Source organism: Gelidibacter salicanalis, from assembly GCF_016469035.1.
GTDB lineage: Bacteria > Bacteroidota > Bacteroidia > Flavobacteriales > Flavobacteriaceae > Gelidibacter > Gelidibacter salicanalis_A.
This window is the reverse complement of the sequence record NZ_JAEHJZ010000046.1, coordinates 1-21911: the sequence shown is the minus strand read 5'-3', so window position 1 is coordinate 21911 and position 21911 is coordinate 1. Positions and strand designations below refer to the sequence as shown.

General features: G+C 38.5%; 16 protein-coding genes. 7 read left to right on the top strand and 9 right to left on the bottom strand.

Features of this window, described 5'->3' with window-relative positions; genetic code table 11:
• Positions 1–59: 59 nt before the first annotated feature.
• The 7 genes from JEM65_RS17060 to recR form a co-directional block, all read right to left on the bottom strand.
• The gene (locus tag JEM65_RS17060; RefSeq protein WP_199602234.1) at positions 60–1307 is read right to left on the bottom strand and encodes a CinA family nicotinamide mononucleotide deamidase-related protein; all 1248 of its coding nucleotides are present in this window, start codon (positions 1305–1307) and stop codon (positions 60–62) included.
• Positions 1307–1648: an Hpt domain-containing protein gene (locus JEM65_RS17055; protein WP_199602232.1), complete on the bottom strand. Its 342-nt coding sequence runs from the start codon at positions 1646–1648 to the stop codon at positions 1307–1309. Before JEM65_RS17055 ends, JEM65_RS17060 begins: the two co-directional genes overlap by 1 nt.
• Positions 1649–1650: 2 nt before the next feature.
• Positions 1651–2262, bottom strand: coding sequence for a fumarylacetoacetate hydrolase family protein (locus JEM65_RS17050; protein WP_199602230.1), 612 nt, complete (start codon positions 2260–2262; stop codon positions 1651–1653).
• A gap of 140 nt (positions 2263–2402) precedes the next feature.
• Positions 2403–3179, bottom strand: coding sequence for a 3'-5' exonuclease (locus JEM65_RS17045; RefSeq protein ID WP_199602228.1), 777 nt, complete (start codon positions 3177–3179; stop codon positions 2403–2405).
• 160 nt (positions 3180–3339) lie between these two features.
• Entirely contained in the window at positions 3340–4710 is a 1371-nt protein-coding gene (locus tag JEM65_RS17040; RefSeq protein WP_199602226.1) for a dihydrolipoamide acetyltransferase family protein, read from the bottom strand.
• 116 nt (positions 4711–4826) lie between these two features.
• Positions 4827–5921, bottom strand: a complete 1095-nt coding sequence (locus tag JEM65_RS17035; protein WP_199602224.1) for a glycosyltransferase family 2 protein — start codon at positions 5919–5921, stop codon at positions 4827–4829.
• A gap of 6 nt (positions 5922–5927) precedes the next feature.
• Positions 5928–6545, bottom strand: coding sequence for a recombination mediator RecR (gene recR / locus JEM65_RS17030; protein WP_199602222.1), 618 nt, complete (start codon positions 6543–6545; stop codon positions 5928–5930).
• Between the two features lie 366 nt (positions 6546–6911).
• On the opposite strand from recR, the gene JEM65_RS17025 reads away from it, so the two are divergent.
• Positions 6912–8354, top strand: coding sequence for a sodium:solute symporter (locus JEM65_RS17025; RefSeq protein ID WP_199602220.1), 1443 nt, complete (start codon positions 6912–6914; stop codon positions 8352–8354).
• On the opposite strand, the gene JEM65_RS17020 is transcribed toward JEM65_RS17025, so the two are convergent.
• Positions 8325–8693 carry a CoA-binding protein gene (locus tag JEM65_RS17020; RefSeq protein ID WP_199602218.1) on the bottom strand — a complete coding sequence of 123 codons (369 nt, stop codon included), beginning with the start codon at positions 8691–8693 and terminating at the stop codon, positions 8325–8327. The two genes, JEM65_RS17025 and JEM65_RS17020, sit on opposite strands and share 30 nt — an antisense overlap.
• 120 nt (positions 8694–8813) lie before the next feature.
• Between JEM65_RS17020 and JEM65_RS17015 the strand changes: the two genes are divergently transcribed.
• Positions 8814–11276 (top strand): outer membrane beta-barrel family protein, encoded by a 2463-nt coding sequence (locus JEM65_RS17015; protein ID WP_199602216.1) that lies wholly within the window; start codon positions 8814–8816, stop codon positions 11274–11276.
• Positions 11277–11656: 380 nt separating this feature from the next.
• Here the strand turns inward: JEM65_RS17015 and JEM65_RS17010 are convergent, their stop codons facing one another.
• Entirely contained in the window at positions 11657–12667 is a 1011-nt protein-coding gene (locus JEM65_RS17010) for a 3-oxoacyl-ACP synthase III family protein (protein WP_199602214.1), read from the bottom strand.
• A 175-nt stretch (positions 12668–12842) separates the two neighbouring features.
• Here JEM65_RS17010 and JEM65_RS17005 point away from each other — a divergent pair, with 175 nt between their 5' ends.
• From JEM65_RS17005 to JEM65_RS16985, 5 genes are all read left to right on the top strand, one after another.
• Complete coding sequence (locus tag JEM65_RS17005; RefSeq protein WP_199602212.1) at positions 12843–15293, top strand: alpha/beta hydrolase family protein; 2451 nt, start codon at positions 12843–12845, stop codon at positions 15291–15293.
• A 181-nt stretch (positions 15294–15474) separates the two neighbouring features.
• Positions 15475–17388 (top strand): molecular chaperone HtpG, encoded by a 1914-nt coding sequence (gene htpG / locus JEM65_RS17000; RefSeq protein ID WP_199602210.1) that lies wholly within the window; start codon positions 15475–15477, stop codon positions 17386–17388.
• Between the two features lie 401 nt (positions 17389–17789).
• Positions 17790–21242: a pyruvate carboxylase gene (locus JEM65_RS16995; protein ID WP_199602208.1), complete on the top strand. Its 3453-nt coding sequence runs from the start codon at positions 17790–17792 to the stop codon at positions 21240–21242.
• A 69-nt stretch (positions 21243–21311) separates the two neighbouring features.
• Positions 21312–21578 (top strand): hypothetical protein, encoded by a 267-nt coding sequence (locus JEM65_RS16990; RefSeq protein WP_199602201.1) that lies wholly within the window; start codon positions 21312–21314, stop codon positions 21576–21578.
• Positions 21579–21580: 2 nt separating this feature from the next.
• The gene (locus JEM65_RS16985; protein WP_199602200.1) at positions 21581–21898 is read left to right on the top strand and encodes a hypothetical protein; all 318 of its coding nucleotides are present in this window, start codon (positions 21581–21583) and stop codon (positions 21896–21898) included.
• The last annotated feature ends 13 nt before the right edge of the window (positions 21899–21911 follow it).

The following is a 21911-nucleotide window of genomic DNA, read 5'->3' as shown; positions in this document are numbered from 1 at the left end:
GTTATTTAAAACAGTTTGCAAATTTAGTAAAACTTTACAATACCCACAAACTAATATTGTTACTTTTTTAAAATTTCTTTTTGAAGCATTTCAAAGGCCTTATTTACTGCCCTATCAATCACCTTAAGCCGATGGTTTCCAAACGTAAATTGTTCTGAAAACACCTTATCCCGTGTGGCAATAGCTAAAAACACCTTCCCCACTTCAGTATCGGCATCGCCTTTTTCAGGTCCTGCATTTCCTGTAGTAGCAATGGCAAAGTCTGAATCAAAAAGTTTTATGGCCGCTGTAGCCATGGCTTCTGCCACTTGTGCGCTGACTACTGAGAATTCTTCAATCAACTGAGCGTCAACCCCCAGTACATCTATCTTGGCTTGTGTAGCGTAGCTGACTACACTGCCTTTAAAATAACGTGACGCACCTGCATTGGCCGTAAATAATTCGGCTATTTTTCCGCCTGTACAACTTTCTGCAGTGGCCACCGTTTTACCCATTGCGGTTAATTGTTTCCCAATAACCGCTTCAATAGACTCATCGCGTTCAAAGCCCACAAAGACATCTTCAATTAGTGGCAATACCAACGCTATTTGATGTTTTATTTCATTTTGAATCATTTGTTTGTCCATGGACTTGCCTGAAAGTCGCAAGCGCACGCGTCCTAAGCTAGGCAAATACGCGAGTTTTATATAGTGAGGCAATTGGTCTTCCCATGCCTCTATACGTTCTGCTAAAGCGCTTTCACCCAAACCATAGGTCAATAAGGTGTCATGTTGTATATAGGGGAATTTAAATTGCTTTCTTAACTTCGGAATTACCACATCGTCAATCAATCCTCTCATCTCATATGGGACACCAGGTAGCGAGATAAACACTTTACCATCTTTTTCGATCCACATGCCTGGGGCACTCCCGTGTAAATTCATTAACACTTGTGCTTTAGAAGGCACTAACGCTTGGTCCAAATTGACTTGGGTGGGAATATTATTGACAAAATCAGCCCAAAGACGCTTGATATTTTGTGTAACGGCCTCGTTTCTTAACAGGGTATCGTCAAAATATTCGGCAAGGGTGTTTTTGGTGATATCATCTTTAGTGGGGCCTAATCCACCCGTAAGAATAATGATACTTGCATTCTCCTCTGCTTCCCTAAGAGATTTTAAGATATGTTCTTTATCATCCTGAACAGAGGTAATCTGATATACAGACACCCCAATTTTATTAAGTTGTTTGGCGATAAATGCAGAATTGGTATCAACAACTTGTCCAATTAAAATTTCGTCTCCAATGGTTATGATTTCTGCTAACATCAGAGATTGAAATCACTTTTAATTTCTTCAACAGTTTTTTCTATTGCCTCCAAAACCGATTGTAATTGCACGGAAACATCATCTTCTTTTTTTTCCAATTTACCCCAATCCTGCACGACGATTAAATCTTCCAAAACACCAAGCTCAAACAAATCAATAGTTGGCTTCATTTTGTGCGCCGCTTGATAGGTCGTATAATAATCTACCTCAGCAACCGCTTTTTTTAGACGCGCGGCATCTTCCGGAACTTCTTCCAAAAATGCAGCGGCAAGTGCCTTAACAAAATCCTCATCCCCATCTGCGAGCTCTCGAACACGATAGAGTTTATAATTATTTTCCATTTTTACTTGACTGTTATTTTAAACATTTCAACGTTTTCAATACACCCCCTCAATTCATCATTAGCTTCTACCTTAGCAACTCCTGCAGGGGTTCCCGTAAAGATAATGTCTCCGATCTTTAAAGTGAAATATTTTGAGACATATTCTATAAGCTCATCAATTTTCCAAAGCATATGACTTGTATTGCCCTGTTGTACAACAGTTCCATTTTTTTCTAAGGTAAAACTAAGTGCATCTACAGATTCAAATTCTGATTTTGGCAACCATTCACCTATGACTGCTGCACCATCAAAAGCTTTAGCCTTTTCCCAGGGTAAGCCTTTATCTTTTAAATGCTGCTGTAAATCGCGCGCTGTAAAATCAATGCCAAGACCGATGTCATCATAATATTTATGGGCAAATTTTTTATCAATGTATTTTCCGACCTTATTGATTTTGACCAAAATCTCCACTTCGTGATGCACATCATTGGAAAAATCAGGAATAAAAAACGGTTGTTTTTTTAAGAGGATGGCCGTGTCTGGTTTTAAGAACACCACGGGATCTGTCGGTTTTTCATTGGCCAACTCCTTGATGTGTTCCGTATAATTACGACCTATGCAGATGATTTTCACGTGGTAAATTTATTTTATATTAGTATTGAACACTGACTTTCTGATTCGCGAAAAGCAGTTAAAATTCGGCTTACAAATTATTCCATTTAGGCTACTTTTTTCCCTAACCGTCCATTATAACCCTACAACTGCCAACTGAACTACGCCAATTTATTATTGAACGCTCGTAACTTAATGGCCGTCAAGACTTTTTTAGTATACAGCGGAAAATCAGCATTAAGCAACCAGCCAAAATAGCCGGGTTCTTCATTTAAGACATCTTCTACCCTCTTGGTTTTATGCTTACCGAAAGAAAAACATTCTTCATTATATTTGTTGTACACGATAAATCCGGCAAAATCTGCAAACTTTTTGCGAGAGCTGAATTCGGCCAAAAACTTGGTGTCGTTTTCCAGTTCATCGTATCTGGCCAACTGTGCTTTTAGGACTTCATAAGTGGCATCTGTATCTGCAGCGGCACTATGGGCATCCTCTAAATTTTTATCACAGTAAAATTTATAAGCGGCAGAAAGTGTGCGTTGTTCCATTTTATGAAAAATTGTTTGCACATCAACAGCCACGCGTCCTTTCATATCAAAGTCAACCTCTGCACGTAACATTTCTTCCGCTAATAACGGAATATCGAAACGGTTGGAATTGAAGCCTGCCAAATCAGAATCTTTAACCATGGTATGAATTTCCTTGGCCAATTCCTTAAAGGTAGGCTTGTCTGCTATATCTGCATCAGAAATACCATGAATAGCCGTAACCTCAGCGGGAATTGGCATTTCCGGATTGACCAACCATGTTTTCCGTTCTTCTTTGCTGTCAGGAAAGACCTTTAAAATAGCAATCTCAACAATGCGGTCATTTGTAATATTGATGCCTGTAGTTTCAAGGTCGAAAAAGCAGATGGGTTTGGTAAGATTAAGTGTCATAATAAAATTGTATTAAATGTTTTTATTGGTCTGATATTCATCAGCGTAAAAATAAAAAAACCCAACTAGTTTAAGATTGGGTTTATGATTTGTTTAGGCTTTGTATTTATAAAGACTTTACAGTTCCCAAGTTTCAGGACTATAAGGTAAGGTAGATATATTAAATCTCTCTGTTCACATCCCAAGCTTCCAAATAATCTTTAACAGCTTTTACAAATTGTCCACCAAGAGCCCCATTAACAACACGGTGGTCATAGGAATGGGAAAGGAACATCCTATAACGAATGCCAATAAAGTCGCCTTGAGGCGTCTCTACAACCGCCGGTACTTTTCTGATAGCACCCAATGCTAAAATACCAACTTGTGGCTGATTGATAATTGGAGTACCCATAATACTCCCAAACGTTCCCACATTAGTAACGGTATAGGTGCCTCCTTGAATATCGTCTGGTTTCAATTGATTTAAACGGGCTCTGTTGGCCAAGTCATTAACCCGCTTGGTCATGCCGATAAGATTCAATTGGTCAGCATCTTTAATAACTGGAACAATCAAGTTTCCGTCAGGTAGTGCCGCAGCCATTCCTAAATTAATATGTTTCTTTTTAATGATTTTATCGTCTTGAAGCGAAATATTCATCATGGGGAATTCACGCAATGCTTTTGCAATGGCCTCCATAAAAATTGGAGTGAACGTCAAACTCTCACCTTCGCGTTTTGCAAAATCGTTTTTAACTTTATTACGCCAGTTCCAAATATTGGTAACATCAGCCTCAATAAAACTTTGGACATGTGCTGATTTTTGTACAGATTCTACCATATGATGTGCAATGAGCTTGCCCATTCTGCTCATCTCAATAATTTCGTCGCCATTCTCTAAGACTTCAGAAGCTGCCTTGGCTTTCTCAGGTGCTGGTTTTGCTACAGCCGGTTGTTTTTCAGCTTGCACAGTTGATTGTTGAATTTCATTGACAACGTTTGTAGAAACCTGAGATGCTGCTGCCGGTGCAGATTTTCTCGTTTCAATATAGTCCAGAATATCACTTTTGGTGACACGCCCTTCTTTTCCTGTTCCAGAAACTTTATCCAATTCAGATTGCGAAATGCCTTCTTGTTTGGCTATGTTTTTAACCAATGGCGAATAAAAACGATCTTCAGTAGAAGTTACCGGTGCTGCTACCGCCGTTTTTGCTGCTTCAACAGTTTGTATAACTTGCGCTACCTCAGCTGTTTCAGTTACCGGTGCTTGCCCTGGTGTCTCTTGTGATGAAGAAGGCACTGTGGCTGCATCCACTTCAGTTTCAATAATCGCTATAGTTTGACCCACTTTTACTACATCATCCACATTAAAAAGGATCTCGGTCAAGATGCCATCCACTTCACTGGGCACTTCACTATCCACTTTATCGGTTGCGATTTCCAACACTGCTTCATCAGCTTCAATAGTGTCTCCAACATTTTTCAACCATGAGGTAATGGTTGCTTCTGCTACGCTTTCTCCCATCTTTGGAAGTTTCAATTCAAACTTTGCCATATTGTTATTCTAATGCTAAAATTTTTATTTGCTCTTGCAAAATTAATTAAAAATGCCATACTTCATTACATAATCCTCTATAATTTCCGACTTCACGGTGCATATATTCATTCGTATTATGGGAATAAAAGCACTTCGCCACGCTGCTCTGAGCTATCGCTACCAATAATAAATTGGGCGTTGGATGGTAAAATTCTAAAGGTGAAAGATTTTTTCTTGTCTAAAGTAGCCATATCCGCAATAATGTCCTTATACTTTATAACATTCCCGTCAAAAATAAATTGGGTATGTGTAGAAACACTTTTGCTATTCGCAACTACCTGAAACTGAAATGGAAGTTTCTTATTAAAATTGAGCTGGTCAGACACTACCACGTAATTACTGGTGTGGGGCTCTATTTGTTTTGGTGATTTAAAAAGGAAACGCGACCATTTGACCCCCATCCATACCATCGTATTAAAAGCAGGATTGGATTTAAAATGTTTAGTGTAAAAAATCTGCATCGCCCCATAAAAACGGGATATATAAACCTTGTTTTTAAGCGTGCTCTCTCCTTTATAATGAAGGATAGTCATTTCTCCATAATAAACATTTTGATAGCCGGCTTTTAAAACCTTATAGGAAAGATCAATATCCTCACCATACATAAAATAATCTTCATCAAACCCGTTAACCTGATGGAAAACTGATTTTTTTAACAACATAAAAGCTCCTACCAGCACCTCAACCTTTCCAATATCTGACGGCGCCAAATGAGTGGCATAATAGGACTTTGGAAAGCCGAGGATTTTTTTAAATGACACTTTTGGTGTTGGAATATTTCGTTTGCTCTCTGGAAGAAACTGACCGCGCCCATCAATGAGTTGACAGCCCAAAATGCCCAATTTAGAAACACTATCAGCATATGCCAAACATTTGATAAACGTATCTTCAGCCACTACAGTATCAGGATTCAACATGCACACATATTCGCCTTTTGCGTGGGCAACGCCCCTATTATTAGCTTTAGAAAACCCGAGATTTTGCTCGTTTTGGATTAATGTGATCTCTGGGAAAAGCTGCTTTACCATTTGGCAACTATCATCTGAAGAATGGTTATCGACCACCAGTATTTCAGCGTCCAAGGTGGTAATCGCGGCTTGCACACTTTTTAGGCATAACTCCAAAAAGTAACGTACATTATAATTTACTATGACGACAGATAGTTTCAAAGAAAATCAGGATTTTAAGGACGCTTCAAACGGGATTCTGTTTAAAATACTTCTTCCAAGGGTGACCTCATCTGTATATTCCAACTCGTTGCCCACTGAAATTCCTCTGGCAATGGTAGACGTGACAATCTCACAGTCTTGAATTTGCTTAAAAATATAAAAGTTGGTAGTATCGCCTTCCATTGTGGAGCTCAATGCAAAAATCAATTCCTTTACACGGCCTTCTTTTACTTTACTGACCAAGGTTGTAATATTCAGATCATTGGGACCGATCCCGTCCATAGGTGAAATCTTGCCGCCCAACACATGATACAGGCCTTTAAAGGAACTTGTATTTTCAATGGCCATCACATCTCTAATGTCTTCTACCACACAAATGATGTCTTCAGTTCTACGCGGATTGGCGCAAATCTCACAAAGTTGTGTATCACTTATATTGTGGCAACTTGAGCAAAACTTAATATCATTCCTCATGTGTTGCAAGGCGGAAGCCAAATGCACGGTTTGTTCTTGAGGTTGTCTTAGTAGATGCAAGACCAAACGCAACGCCGTACGTTTCCCAATTCCTGGGAGCTGTGACATTTCATATACTGCTTTTTCGAGTAGTTTTGAAGAAAATTCCATGGGTACAAAATTACAATTTTAGTCCACATTTTGAACGCTTTACTTCAGACTTATTTTACATTGATGCGCATCAGTGTCCGGTATAGCAGGTGAAAAGTTTGTAAATCCCCTTAAAACATGATCTGGTTCGAGAACTTAAAAATGACACCTTGTTTTTGAAACCAATTTCACTCAGAGTGATTGGGCAAATTTAATTTAGAATGACGACCGTTTATCAGTCAGTTACTATCAAGTCTTGGTTCTTTTCCCGATAGTTCGGGACTATAAGCGCAGCGATCTTAATTCTTTACCGGACAATAATGATTGATTCTTATAATTTTGGAATTTGATTTTTTTAATAAGTTATTTGCGCCATATTTACAATACATGAATTCTACAGCCAATATCCTGCTTATACTCTCTTATTTTGGAGTACTTGTTTTAATCTCTTTACTCACAGGACAAAAATCTGATAATAACACCTTCTTTAAAGCAAATAAACAGGCACCGTGGTATGTGGTGGCCTTCGGGATGATTGGCGCCTCACTGTCTGGCGTGACCTTTATTTCAGTTCCGGGTTGGATAGAGTCCTCACAATTTAGCTATATGCAAATGGTGTTGGGTTATATTGTAGGGTATCTCGTGATTGGTACGGTGCTTCTTCCTGTTTATTACAAACTCAATCTCACCTCTATTTACACCTATTTAGAGCAGCGCTTTGGAAACGCCTCCTATAAAACAGGTGCGTCCTTCTTTCTTATCTCTCGAATGGTAGGCTCGAGTTTCCGGCTGTATTTAGTGGCCAATGTACTACAGGTGCTTCTTTTTGACGATTTGGGCATCAGCTTTTGGCAAACGGTAACCATCACCGTTTTTTTAATATGGCTCTATACCTTTAAATCTGGCATTAAGACCATTATTTGGACTGATGCGCTGCAAACCTTATTTATGCTCATTGCCGTTGGCGTAACAATTTACTATGTGAGCGATGATTTGGGGATTAGTGGCGGCAATCTTTTAGGTTATATCCTAGAAAGCGACCTCTCTAAAACCTTCTTTTTTGACGATTTTAAATCGGGCGATTATTTCTGGAACCAGTTTATATCCGGCGCGTTTATTGCCATCGTCATGACCGGATTGGATCAGGACATGATGCAAAAAAACTTAACCTGCAAAACTCTAAAAGATGCACAGAAAAACATGTTCTGGTTTACCATCATTTTAACCATTGTCAACTTTGTAATTTTAAGCTTGGGATTATTGTTAACCGTCTATGCCCAAAAGAATGGCATTGATGCGCACAAAGATGAGCTCTTCCCTATTTTGGCAAAAAACCATTTAGGTATTGGCGTATTTGTATTCTTTTTACTGGGATTGATCGCTGCCGCATACAGTAGTGCCGATAGTACCTTGACAGCGTTGACTACATCCTTTAGCATTGACATTTTAGACATTGAAAAAAAGTATGATCCGGCTAAGCAAATTGCAATTAGAAAGCGCATTCACATTATGATTTCGTTGGTATTAATCTTGGTCATCATCGCTTTTAAATATGCCATTAAAGACGAAAGTGTCATTGCTAAACTCTTGCTTTTTGCGGGCTATACCTATGGCCCCTTGCTGGGGCTTTATGCTTTTGGATTATTCACCACCTGGCAAATAAAAGACAAATGGGTTCCTGTTATTGCCATTCTGTCTCCAATCCTATCGTACATTATCAGTGTTAACAGCTTAAAGTGGTTGGGCCTTGAGTTTGGATATTTTATTCTCATCCTCAATGGCCTCTTAACATTTTCAGGACTAATATTGATTCGTACCAAGCATCACTAAAGTACAGGCCATTTCAAAATCAATTTGAGCCGCTCTCAATAACTTAAAAAACTCAGGATTCTCTGTACCGGGATTGAATATTACACGCTCAGGGTTTAAACCAATCAGATACTCATAAAATGGCGCCTGTCTTGTGGCATTCATATATAAAGTGACCGTATCAATATCTGTATAGGGGATCAATTCTGTATCAATTGTAATACCCGCAACTTCCCCTTCCCGCAATCCGAAAGCGACAATTTCATGTTTGTGAGCCACCAATTTGTGCATGGCCAAATTTGAATACCGACTCGGGTTTAAAGAAGCTCCAAAAACCAAGGTTTTTTTATTTGTTTGCATAGTTTCAAGATTGTTTTTTGTAAAAAAAGTTTATAAGAGCGTAACAATATGCAAAAGTACACGTCTCTTTTATAACAATCAAATCAAAATTCATCAATCAAATCAAAAAATCACACACAAATGAAATTATTAATTTTATGCTGCTTAATAATGTGTTCCACATTAACGGCACAAACATCCGCCACCACCACCTTACTAAAAGAAGGCTCAGTTTCTGGAACTGTCTTAGACGCAAAACTCAATGCACCCTTAGCCTATGTTAGCATTGTTATTAAAAACGGCAGCAACGTTAACGTTACTGGCGCCATTACTCAAGAAGATGGAAGTTTTAAAATTTCGAAACTGTCTGAAGGTACATTTTCTGTGCTCATTCAGTATATGGGTTACAAAACTGTTACGCAATCTTTTCAAATAGGGAAAGACAGTTATGATGTCAACTTGGGCAACATCCTTTTAGAAGAAGACGTGGCGGCACTAGATGAAGTTACCGTTATTGCAGAAGTATCTACCATTCAACAAAAAGTAGACAGAAAGGTCATTACCGTTGGCAAAGACCTGACCACATCTGGAGCTACGGCATCAGATATCATGAACAATATCCCCTCTGTAAGTATTGATCAGCAAACCGGTAATTTGAGCTTGCGTGGCAATGAAAATGTTCGGGTGATGGTAGACGGCAAGTTATCCAATGTTCCGGTAGATCAATTGTTAAAACAAATTCCGTCAACCTCTATCAAACAAATTGAGTTGATAACCAATCCTTCAGCAAAATACAACCCTGAAGGTATGAGTGGTATTATCAATATCATTCTTCATAAAAATACCAATATTGGGTTTAACGGAAACCTTAATATCGGCTTGACCAAAGAAATCAACGCGAGATTTAACAGCTCCATCGATTTAAACTATAGAAACGGAAAATTCAACCTTTACGGAAATTACGGAAACAATATTGGCAAAAGCACCAATTATGGAACGATCACAAGACCTGATGATAATTCGGAACAGGTATTTAATTTTTTCAATAATAACAAGTCGCATCTTTACAAGTTTGGCGTTGACTTTTATGCTGATGATAACAATACCATTTCTGTATTTACAAATCAGAACACGTATGATGGCAAGGGAAATGGTTCCACTAGCATTTTCTCTTCCAATACTGAAGAACAAAAGCAACTTTTCGGCAATGTTTCAGATAACATTTCATCCCAATACAACTTAGTTTACAAACACAATTTTGCCAAAGAAGGCGAAAAAATAGAGTTAGAAGCAGATTATAATGCCTATGAAGAACATGAAACTTCAGACTTTACTTATTTTAATATTGCATTCCCTCCAAATTATGAAGATTTTGTAAACACACAACGCGATCAGACCACGATTAATTTAGATTATGTGAATCCGCTAAGTGATAAAGCAAAGTTGGAAGTGGGCCTTGAGGCACGATTATTCAATACCGATGTCAATTATACGTCCACGGGACAATCGTTTGATGAATCAGGAATGATCATTAATACGCCAAGTACAGATTTTAATTACCAAAGAGACATTTATTCCGCATATATCACTTACGGTAAAACTTTTGACAAATGGAGCTATCAATTTGGAGCGCGAGCAGAAGCTGTCACAGATGATGCCAAAGCCATAAGCACCTTAGAAAACTCTAGCAAAACAACACCATTTAAAAATGATTATTTCCAGGTGTATCCTTCTGCTTTTTTAACCTATACCCCAAGTGAAAAAAATTCTTATCAGGCCAGTGTAAGCAGACGTGTAGACCGACCGGGCTTAAAACAAGTCAACCCTATTAGAGAATGGAGTACCCCATTAATTTCATCCTTTGGAAATACTGAACTACAGCCTCAATTTACCAATTCAGTTGAAGTCAACTACACCAGAAAACTTGAAAATGGCTCTATCACTGGAGGTGTATTTTACAGAATTATTGAAGATGAAATCAACCGTGCGGTTTTTATTGACCGATTGGATCTGAATAAAGTCATCCTTACCTATGACAATTTTGATAATACCACTGCATATGGTGTGGAGCTATCAAGCTCCTATAAGCCGACCAAATGGTGGAACTTTAATACCAGTTTTGATCTTTTTGCACAGACCCAAAAAGGGATTTCTGAAGTTTTAAACACCCCTATCGGACAAAATCCAACGGTAGATGATATTGCACTCACGGAAATTAAAGTAGACAATATTGCTTATAATTTCAGAATGAACAATACTTTTAAAGCCACTAAAAACTTGAGTCTCTCGGTATTTGGGATGTATAGATCAAAACGTGAAGGCTTACAGTTTATGGGCAAATCTATGTATTTTATCAATACGGGGTTGCGCTATAATTTTCTGGATGATGCAGCCACTTTTAGCTTTAATTACAATGACATATTCAACACTATGAAGGCCAGGTTTGAAAGCACTAGACCGTATATACAGGTTGGACAGTTTAATTGGGAAAGCAACACTTGGAACATAGGCTTGTCTTACCGTTTTGGGGGTGGAAAATATCGTGCCTTGCAAAGAAAGAATAGAGATAGTAATGAAAAATCGGGAAGCGGTGGCTTTATGTAACAATTAAATTTAACCTGAGAGACAACTCAAATCAACTATCGGGTTTAGAGAGCCATGTCATACAACTTTGTTAATATTGAAAGGGTAAACTTTCAAATTGTCGTCTCTATGTTAAATTGATAGTTAAAATTACATTTTAACGAAATAAAAATCAACTTTTTACGTCATATAAGTAGTGATAAGTTTTTAAGTTATTGGTTAATGAATGCCTTAGTTGATGTTAATGTAATTTAATCAAAAGTGTTAGTTAATGTTGATTAATAGCAGGAAAACCCGAGATGTTAGGTCTCGGGTTTTTTATGACACATAAATTTGTTAGGCAACAAGCTTTGCAGATGTTCTGTTTGACTTAGAAATATCTTTATTTTAGAAACCTGTTGCTACCATTTTATAATTACACTCCCCCAAGTAAAGCCGCTACCAAAAGCCGCTAAGACCACCACATCACCTTCTTTTATTTTTCCTTCTTCCCAAGCCTCAGTAAGTGCTATAGGAATAGATGCAGCCGTAGTATTACCGTATTTTTGAATGTTGTTGAACACTTGATCATCATTCAACCCGAATTTTTTCTGAATAAATTGTGCAATTCTTAAATTGGCTTGATGTGGAATCAGCATATCAATAGATTCCTTTTGTAAATTGTTTTGCATCAAACCCTCCATAATCACTTCGCTAAAGCGCACCACAGCGTTTTTAAACACAAACTGTCCGTTCATATGAGGGAAATAGCTTTCGTCATTCGGGTCATTATCTCTAAGAATGTCATTCACCCAACGTTTTCCCATTCCTGGAGCCACGAGCACCAATTCTTCAGCATGTTCACCTTGAGAATGCAAGTGCGTGGATAAAATACCTTTAGTATTATCTTCTTCTCTTGACAAAATTGCGGCTCCTGCCCCATCTCCAAAAATTACGGTCACGCCACGTCCACGTGTTGTTTTGTCCAATCCATGAGAATGCAACTCACTACCAATAACCAAAATGTTTTTATACATGCCGGTTTTTATATATTGATCGGCCACTGAAAGCGCGTAAATAAAGCCTGAACATTGATTCCGAACATCTAATGCACCCACCGTTTTAATACCGAGCGCATGTTGCACCTGAACCCCTGGACCTGGAAAATACATATCCGGACTTAAGGTTGCAAACACTATAAAATCAATATCGTCCTTATCTATACCTGCGCGTTCTATAGCCACCTTAGCGGCCTTTACCCCCATCGCAGATGTTGTATCTCCTGAATTTTCAATTGCCCAGCGGCGTTCTTTTATTCCCGTACGTTCTTGGATCCATTCGTCATTAGTATCCATCATTTTGGATAGATCGTCATTGGTCACCACATTGTCAGGAACGTAATGCCCTAATCCAATTATTTTGGAGTTATACATAAGTCAATTTATTTAGAATTAAAAAGTCTTGCAATTTAAACATTATTCATAGTTTTCATAAAATTACCTGTTTTAAATGCAGAATGCAGCTAAAAGCGACGCTTTTTAACATTTACTGTATGACTATCTCGTATGGTTTTGAGTATTTTTAGAGCTTTAACTTAAACTATCTACAATGAAAGCATTATTAGTGAGTTTCCTATTGACCTGGTCCGTGATAAGTGTGGGACAAGTCAATTTGTCCTACCAAAAACCCGATCAAAGTATCCTAAATCTTGCAGAAGCTCCTTTGGCACCGCGTATCAGTATGGATAACAATGGTGAAAACATTCTTTTTCTTTACAGAAGCAATTATAAAAGCATTGATGAACTTTCTGAAACTGAAATGCGTTTGGGCGGATTAAGAATTAATCCGATAACAAATATTGGGAGCAGAACTACCTTTTATACCGATATCAAAATGAGAAAAGGTAGAGAGGGTGATCCACAGGACATCAAGGGATTGCCAGAAAACGGACGTTTCGCCTATGTTTCTTGGTCGCCAAACCAAAATTATGCCGCTTTTACAAATACGACCCTTAAAGGTGTTGAGTTGTGGATTGTGGACATCAATAGTTCAGATGCAAAAAAATTGACCACTGACAATCTTAATGCCAATATGGGCAGGCCCTATACCTGGTTTAAAGACAGCAACTCACTTTTGGTCCAAACATTGCCAACCTCAAAAAAAGAATTGATTGATCCTAAAGCTTCTGTTCCGGAAGGTCCAACAATCTCCGTAAGTGAAGCTGGAGTAAAAGCTCAAAACAGAACCTATCAAGATTTACTTAAAAATCCAAATGACGAATACAATTTTGAGCAGTTAGCGTTATCTGACATTAAAAAAGTAAACTTAGATGGTTCGTCTTATAATTGGAAATCTACAGACATTTACCAAAGCTTGAATTTTTCACCAGATGGCAATTATATATTGGTCACCACAATTAACAAACCTTTTTCCTATTTGGTACCGTATAGCCGCTTCCCTTCCACCACCACCATTTATGACGCTGCCGGCACCTTGGTTAAAAAAGTATTGGAAGTTCCGCTTATTGAAGATTTACCCCAAGGCTTTATGGCGGAACGTACAGGCATGCGCGACTTAACATGGCGTAATGACCATCCTGCAACCTTAGTATGGACAGAGGCCTTAGACGGTGGAGATCCTGCAAATGAAGTAGCTTACAGAGATGAAGTCTTCCAACAAAAGGCGCCATTCACGGCTAAAAAGCAATCCCTTTTAAAAACTAAAGATCGTTTTTCCGGCATCCGTTGGGGGAATGAAACCACTGCCATTGCTTATGACAGATGGTGGAATAGTAGAAACACAAGAACCTATTTATTTGACCCTTCTAATGCCAGTAAAGCACCAAAAGTGCTTTCAGATAGAAATTACCAAGATGTGTATAGTGATCCAGGAAATTTCGTAACCACTTTAAATGCTTACGACGAATCCGTATTAGATCTTAATGATGGCAAAGCTTACTTAATTGGTGATGGCTTTAGTGATAAAGGTCAATTTCCTTTTATAGATGAAATGAATCTGAAATCGCAAAAGACAGAGCGTTTGTATCAATCAGCTTACACAGATAAAGTTGAGAACATCGTCTTTGCATTAGATGCGAAAGCTGGCGAGTTTGTGGTTCAAATTGAATCTAAAAACGAATACCCGAATTATTATATTAGAAACATCAAAAAGCGCATCGCCATACAACCTTTAACCCAATTTGAAAATCCATTCAAAAGTATTCAAGATGTGCATAAAGAAGTGATTACTTATAAACGTGATGACGGCTTACCACTTACAGGAACACTGTATTTACCAACTGATTATAAGGAAGGTGAAAAGTATCCAATGATCATGTGGGCCTACCCTCGTGAATTTAAAGACAAAAATAGCGCTGGCCAAAACACGTCCAATTCAAATGAATTCACCTATCCATCATACGGTTCTCCTTTATATTGGGTAACCAGAGGCTATGTAGTTTTGGATGATGCCGCATTCCCTATTGTTGGTGAAGGAGATGACCAGCCTAATGACACATTTGTTGCCCAATTAGTAGGAAACGCTAAAGCGGCTATCGACGCAGTGGATGCTATGGGCTATATTGATCGCGACCGTGTTGCAGTTGGAGGCCATTCTTACGGCGCCTTTATGACAGCCAATTTATTGTCGCATTCCAATTTATTTGCCGCTGGTATTGCCAGAAGTGGCGCTTATAACAGAACCTTAACACCGTTCGGCTTCCAGAGTGAAGAACGTAACTATTGGGAAGCACCAGAAGTGTACAACACCATGTCGCCATTTATGAATGCTGACAAAATGAAAACACCGTTATTATTAATCCATGGAGAAGCGGATAACAATTCAGGGACTTACCCAATGCAAAGTGAGCGTTATTTTAATGCCTTAAAAGGATTGGGAGCTCCTGTTAGATTAGTCATGTTGCCTAAAGAAAGTCATGGGTACAGTGCCAAAGAGTCTGTAATGCATATGCTTTGGGAACAGGACCAATGGCTGGAAACTTATGTGAAGAATAAAAAGAAGGAAGCTCCTATTGAAACAACGGAGACGATTAAAAATTAACTACAGTAATAGTTATCATCTAAAGCCATTCTCATTCAGAATGGCTTTTTTCTATGTCATCTTGTCACAAATGTTGAATTGGCATTTTTGTTGACTACTACTTACGGAAATAAACTTATAGTGCAAACAGTTTCCCTCCCGATAACTATCGGGATTCGTGGGAACATTTAATAAATTAAATATGACAAAAGGAAATATTAATGTTTCGGTAGAGAATATCTTTCCCTTAATTAAGAAGTTCTTATACAGCGATCACGAAATATTTTTACGTGAGTTGATTAGTAACGCCACAGATGCAACTTTAAAACTAAAGCACCTTACTAGTATTGGGGAAGCAGCAGTAGAGTATGGCAATCCACAAATTGAAGTAAAAATCGATAAGGAAGGCAAAAAACTACACATCATTGACCAAGGTATTGGGATGACTGCTGAAGAAATTGAAAAATACATCAACCAAATTGCTTTTTCAGGTGCTGAAGAGTTTTTGGATAAATATAAAGATGCCGGAAAAGATTCAGGCATCATCGGACATTTTGGGTTAGGTTTCTACTCTGCTTTTATGGTGGCAGAAAAAGTGGAACTCATTTCCAAATCTTATAAAGAAGGTACAGAAGCTGCACGTTGGACATGCGATGGTTCTCCAGAATTCACTTTAGAGCCTGCTGAAAAATCAGAACGTGGTACAGAAATCATCCTTCACATTGCTGAAGATTCTACTGAGTTTTTAGAAGAATCTAAAATCCGTGAGCTATTGACCAAGTACAATAAGTTCATGCCTGTTCCAATCAAATTTGGAACTAAGGAAGTGAATGATCCAGATCACAAACCTGAAACTGTAAAAGACAAGGACGGTAAGGAAACTACTGAGCCTCAAAAGAAAATTACGGTTGACCACATTATCAACAACCCAAACCCGGCTTGGACAAAACAACCAACCGAGTTAGAAGATAAGGATTACAATGCTTTTTACAGAGAGCTGTATCCAATGCAGTTTGAGGAGCCGTTATTTCATATCCATTTGAATGTGGACTACCCGTTCAACTTAACTGGTATCTTATATTTCCCAAAAATGACGGGCGATTTAAACATGCAGAAGGATAAAATTCAGCTGTACCAAAACCAAGTCTTCGTAACGGATAATGTTGAAGGTATTGTTCCTGAATTCTTAACGATGTTACGTGGGGTGATTGATTCTCCAGACATCCCATTAAACGTGTCGCGTAGTTACTTGCAAGCTGATGGCAATGTGAAGAAAATTTCGTCTTACATCACTCGTAAAGTGGCTGACAAATTAAAATCGTTGTTCAATGAAAACCGTGCCGATTTCGAGAAAAAATGGAACGACATTAAGATAGTTATTGAATACGGCATGCTTTCAGAAGATAAATTCTATGACAAAGCAGATGCATTCGCACTATACCCAACGGTAGACGGTAAGTACTATACCTATCAAGAGTTATTTGATAAGATAAAGGACACCCAAACCGATAAAGACGGTAAATTGGTCATCTTATATGCATCCAATGAAGATGCACAACACAGCTATACGGAAGCTGCAAAGGCGAAAGGTTATGAAGTGTTACTATTAGATTCTCCAATTGTGAGTCACTTAATGCAAAAAATGGAATCTTCTAAAGAGAACATTACCTTTGCACGTGTAGATGCTGATCATATTGACAATCTGATCAAGAAAGATGATACTAAGATTTCAAAATTAACGGATGAGCAACAAAAAGAGTTGGATGCTATTTTAAAAGAAGCTATTCCATCTGAGAAGTTCATGGTACAATTAGAAGCTATGGATAGTGATGCGTCGCCTTTCATCATCACCCAACCAGAGTTTATGCGTCGTATGAAAGAGATGCAGGCAACTGGCGGTGGCGGTATGTTCGGAATGGGCAATATGCCAGAAATGTACAACTTGGTGGTCAATACCAATTCTGAATTGGTAGGTGAGATTTTAAGTACCAAAACCAAGAAAAAACAAGAGCGTTTAATCTCTCAAAGTTTAGATTTAGCACGTTTATCTCAAGGCTTGCTAAAAGGAAAAGAGTTGAGCGAATTCATCAAACGTTCTTATGAAATGATTAAATAAGAATTAAGAACACTTGCTTCGACTGCGCTCAGCACAAGTCGCTTTTAGAATTAAGTATTAAGACAAAACCACTTCGTGCAAACGGGGTGGTTTTTTTATGCAAGGTCGTCAATTAGTAACAGTTAATTTTCATCCCAAATAGCGCGGATGGCTCACAAAAAATTCTGCACACTAAAGCACGCCACGGCATAAATCTCCTTTATATTTTGAGTCAACATTTTTGTTTTTGAATAATTTAAAAATTATCTTCGAGCAAATCCTAGAAAATCTGTGAACAAAAAGCTCATTTCCAAAACAGAATTACCATTTCAAAAGCCCTTGTTTTTGGAAAAAACATCTGACCGCTTCGCTCAAAGATTCCATATTCTAAGCCATCCACAACAACATAACATAAACACATCATGAAAATTAAAAAGGTACTTATTGCCAATCGAGGAGAAATTGCCATTCGTGTTATGCGCGCCTGTACAGAGCTGAATATAGCTACTGTTGCGCTTTACACGTATGAAGATCGGTATTCCCAACACCGTAATAAAGCAGATGAATCCTATCAAATTGGTGAAGACAATCAGCCATTAAAGCCGTATTTGGATATGGACGAAATTATCGCTTTGGCGAAGTCCAAAAATGTGGATGCCATCCATCCTGGTTATGGTTTTTTGGCTGAAAACTCAGAATTTGTCCGAAAATGTGCTGCAAACGGCATTATCTTCATCGGTCCAAATCCAGAGGTTATGGATGCTTTGGGCGATAAGATTACGGCCAAGAAAATTGCCGTAAAATGTAATGTACCCATTATTGAAAGTAGCAAAAAGCAGTTAACGTCTTTAAAAATTGCCTTATCAGAAGCTAAAACCATTGGCTACCCATTAATGTTGAAAGCGGCATCTGGCGGCGGCGGACGTGGGATGCGCATCATCAGAAAAGATGAAGATTTGGAACAGAATTTTGATTCTGCCAGAAACGAAGCGCTTAATTCTTTTGGTGATGACACCATGTTCCTTGAGAAATATGTGGAAGATCCAAAACATATTGAAGTACAAATAGTAGCCGATAATCACGGTAACATTCGCCATTTGTTTGAACGCGACTGCTCTGTACAACGTCGCCATCAAAAAGTGGTGGAGATTGCCCCTTCACATAACGTTTCAGAAAAGGTTAAACAAGACCTTTATAAATACGCGATTGATATTACCACGGAAGTCAATTATAATAATATTGGAACTGTCGAATTTTTGGTGGATAAGGAAGACAATGTCTTTTTTATTGAAGTAAATCCTCGGATTCAGGTGGAACATACCGTAACGGAAATGGTAACGGGGATCGATCTGGTAAAAACACAGATTTTTGTGGCTGGGGGCTATAAATTATCCGATCAACAAATTAAGATTTATGAACAGGAATCATTAAAAACAAATGGTTTTGCATTGCAATGCCGATTGACCACAGAAGATCCTAGTAATAATTTCACCCCAGACTACGGTACGATAACCACTTACCGAAGTGCCTCAGGTATGGGTATTCGTTTGGATGCCGGAAGCATCTACCAAGGTTACAGTGTGAGTCCGTTTTTTGATTCCATGCTGGTTAAAGTTTCTGCCCAAGGGCGGACTTTGGATGGTGCCATACGTAAAATGGTGAGGGCCTTAAAGGAATTTAGAGTTAGAGGTGTCAATACCAACATTCACTTTTTACAGAATGTGATTCTTCATGATACCTTCAAGGAAGGAAAAGTGACGGTTAATTTCATTCAAAACACCCCTTCTCTATTCAAGATAAAATTACCACAAGACAGAACGACCAAAGTGACGCAGTTTTTGGCAGAAGTGATTGTGAATGGCAATTCTGATGTCAAAAATAAAGAGGACAACAAGGTTTTTAGGAACCCGAAAGTGCCAAAGTTTAATTTAACAGCAGCACATCCAAAAGGAACCAAAGACATGTTGACGGAAATGGGTCCTGAAAAATTCTGCCAATGGTTAAAAGATGACACTAAAATCCATTATACGGATACCACCATGCGCGATGCCCATCAATCGCTGCTCGCCACCCGTATGCGAACCTTTGATATGATGAGGGTGGCGGAGAGTTATGCAAAAAATCATCCCAACACCTTTAGTATGGAAGTGTGGGGAGGTGCTACCTTTGATGTCTGCTTACGCTTTTTGCACGAAAGCCCATGGACCCGTTTGCGCGAATTGCGAAAGGCTGTCCCAAATATTTTATTCCAAATGCTTCTGCGAGGCAGTAATGGCGTAGGTTATAAAGCCTATCCTGACAATTTGATTGAAAAATTTGTTGAAAAATCGTGGGAAAACGGCGTGGATATCTTTAGAATTTTTGACTCGCTTAACTGGGTAAAAGCTATGGAGCCAAGCATCAATTATGTGCGAGATAGAACGGGAGGTATTGCGCAAGCCGCCATCAGTTACACCGGAAATATCTTAGATGTTAAGGAGACCAAATACAATTTAAAGTACTATACCCAATTAGCCAAAGACCTTGAAAATGCTGGGGCGCATATGATCGCCATTAAAGATATGGCTGGATTATTAAAACCATATGCGGCAACGGAATTGGTAGGTGCTTTAAAAGACACGGTCAATCTCCCTATTCATTTACACACCCATGATACCTCATCCTTACAAACGGCAACCTATTTAAAAGCCATCGAGGCTGGTGTGGATGTTGTGGACGTAGCATTGGGTGGATTGTCTGGCCTGACCTCTCAACCAAATTTCAATGCTGTGGTAGAAATGATGAAAGGGCAGCCAAGAGCACACGATTTTGATATCAATACGTTGAACCAATTTTCGAATTATTGGGAAGATACCCGAGAATTATATTATCCTTTTGAATCTGGCCTTAAAGCAGGAACTGCTGAAGTTTTTCAACACGAAATTCCTGGTGGACAATATTCCAATTTACGTCCGCAAGCCATTGCTCTTGGTTTGGGCGATCGATTTGATGAGGTTAAAAAGATGTATACCAAAGTAAACACTATGTTTGGGAACTTGATTAAAGTAACCCCAAGTTCTAAAGTAGTGGGAGATATGGCTATATTTATGGTGACCAACAATCTGACCCCAGAAGACGTGATGCAACGCGGTGAGGAAATTTCGTTTCCAGAATCGGTGATCAATTTCTTTAAAGGTGATTTAGGCCAACCCGTCGGCGGATTTCCTAAAAAATTACAAAAGATCATTTTAAGAAACCACAAAGCCTATACTGACAGGCCCAACGCACATTTAGAACCGATTGATTTTGACGTAGAATTTGAAGCCTTCAAGAAGAAATTCCAAAAAGGATTTACACGTGCTATCGAGATTGAAGATTTCTTGTCCTATACACTATATCCTAAGGTGTTTGAACAAGCCCACGAAAATTATAAACTTTACGGAAACTTGAGTTTGGTACCTACCAAAAACTTTTTCTATGGCATGAAGCCGCGTGAAGAAACCCTGATTGAACTAGAACCAGGAAAAACAATTATCGTCAGACTATTGTCTGTAGGCATCCCTAATGAAGATGGCGTCAGAATTGTATTCTTTAGCGTAAATGGCGAAAACAGATTTGTGGAAGTGTTAGACAAATCGCTCAATATAAAAAAGGAGACCCACGAGAAAATCGACCCCTCCAATACCAGTCATATTGGTGCACCTTTACAAGGTTCGTTGTATAAGGTATTAGTGAAACGCGGACAGAAAGTACAAGAAAATGACCCTTTATTTATCATTGAGGCTATGAAAATGGAAACTACCGTAACCGCATTTAAAGCCGGAAAAGTAAAGTCTGTTCTACTTAAGGAAGGAACCATGGTGATGCAAGATGATTTGGTGCTGACGGTGGAATAGAGACGCAATATTTTGCGTCTCCACCAAAGCAATATTTTGCATCTCCACCAAAGCAAAATACCGTAACAAATGTCTGAAAAATTTAGAAATCAATATAGAATAGAATCTACCCGATTGAAGAGTTGGGATTATGGAAGTAATGGCGCTTATTTTATAACCATTTGTACAAAAAATAGAATCCATTATTTTGGGGATGTGGTAGGGTCACAAAATATTGTAGAGACGCAAAATATTGCGTCTCTACAAATGCAATTATCAGAAATTGGGAAAATCGCAGATCAAAATTGGTTGTCAATCCCTGAACATTTTCCATTTGTAAAATTGGTAATCATGTGATTATGCCAAATCATGTACACGGAATTATCATTATTGATAAACCGATGGGTGTGGGGATGGAAACGGGGACGGGTGCGGGTGCGGTAGAGACGCAAAATATTGCGTCTCTACAACAACAACAACAACAACAACAACAACAACAACAACAACAACCAAATAAATTTGGCCCACAATCCAAAAATTTGGCATCCATAATCCGCGGATATAAATCATCTGTGAAAACCTATGCCACCACGAATTTGATCGATTTTATTTGGCAACCTTTATTCCATGACCATATCATTAGGGACACCAATTCATATCAACGGATTTCTAATTAGTGTCTGGTCGGTA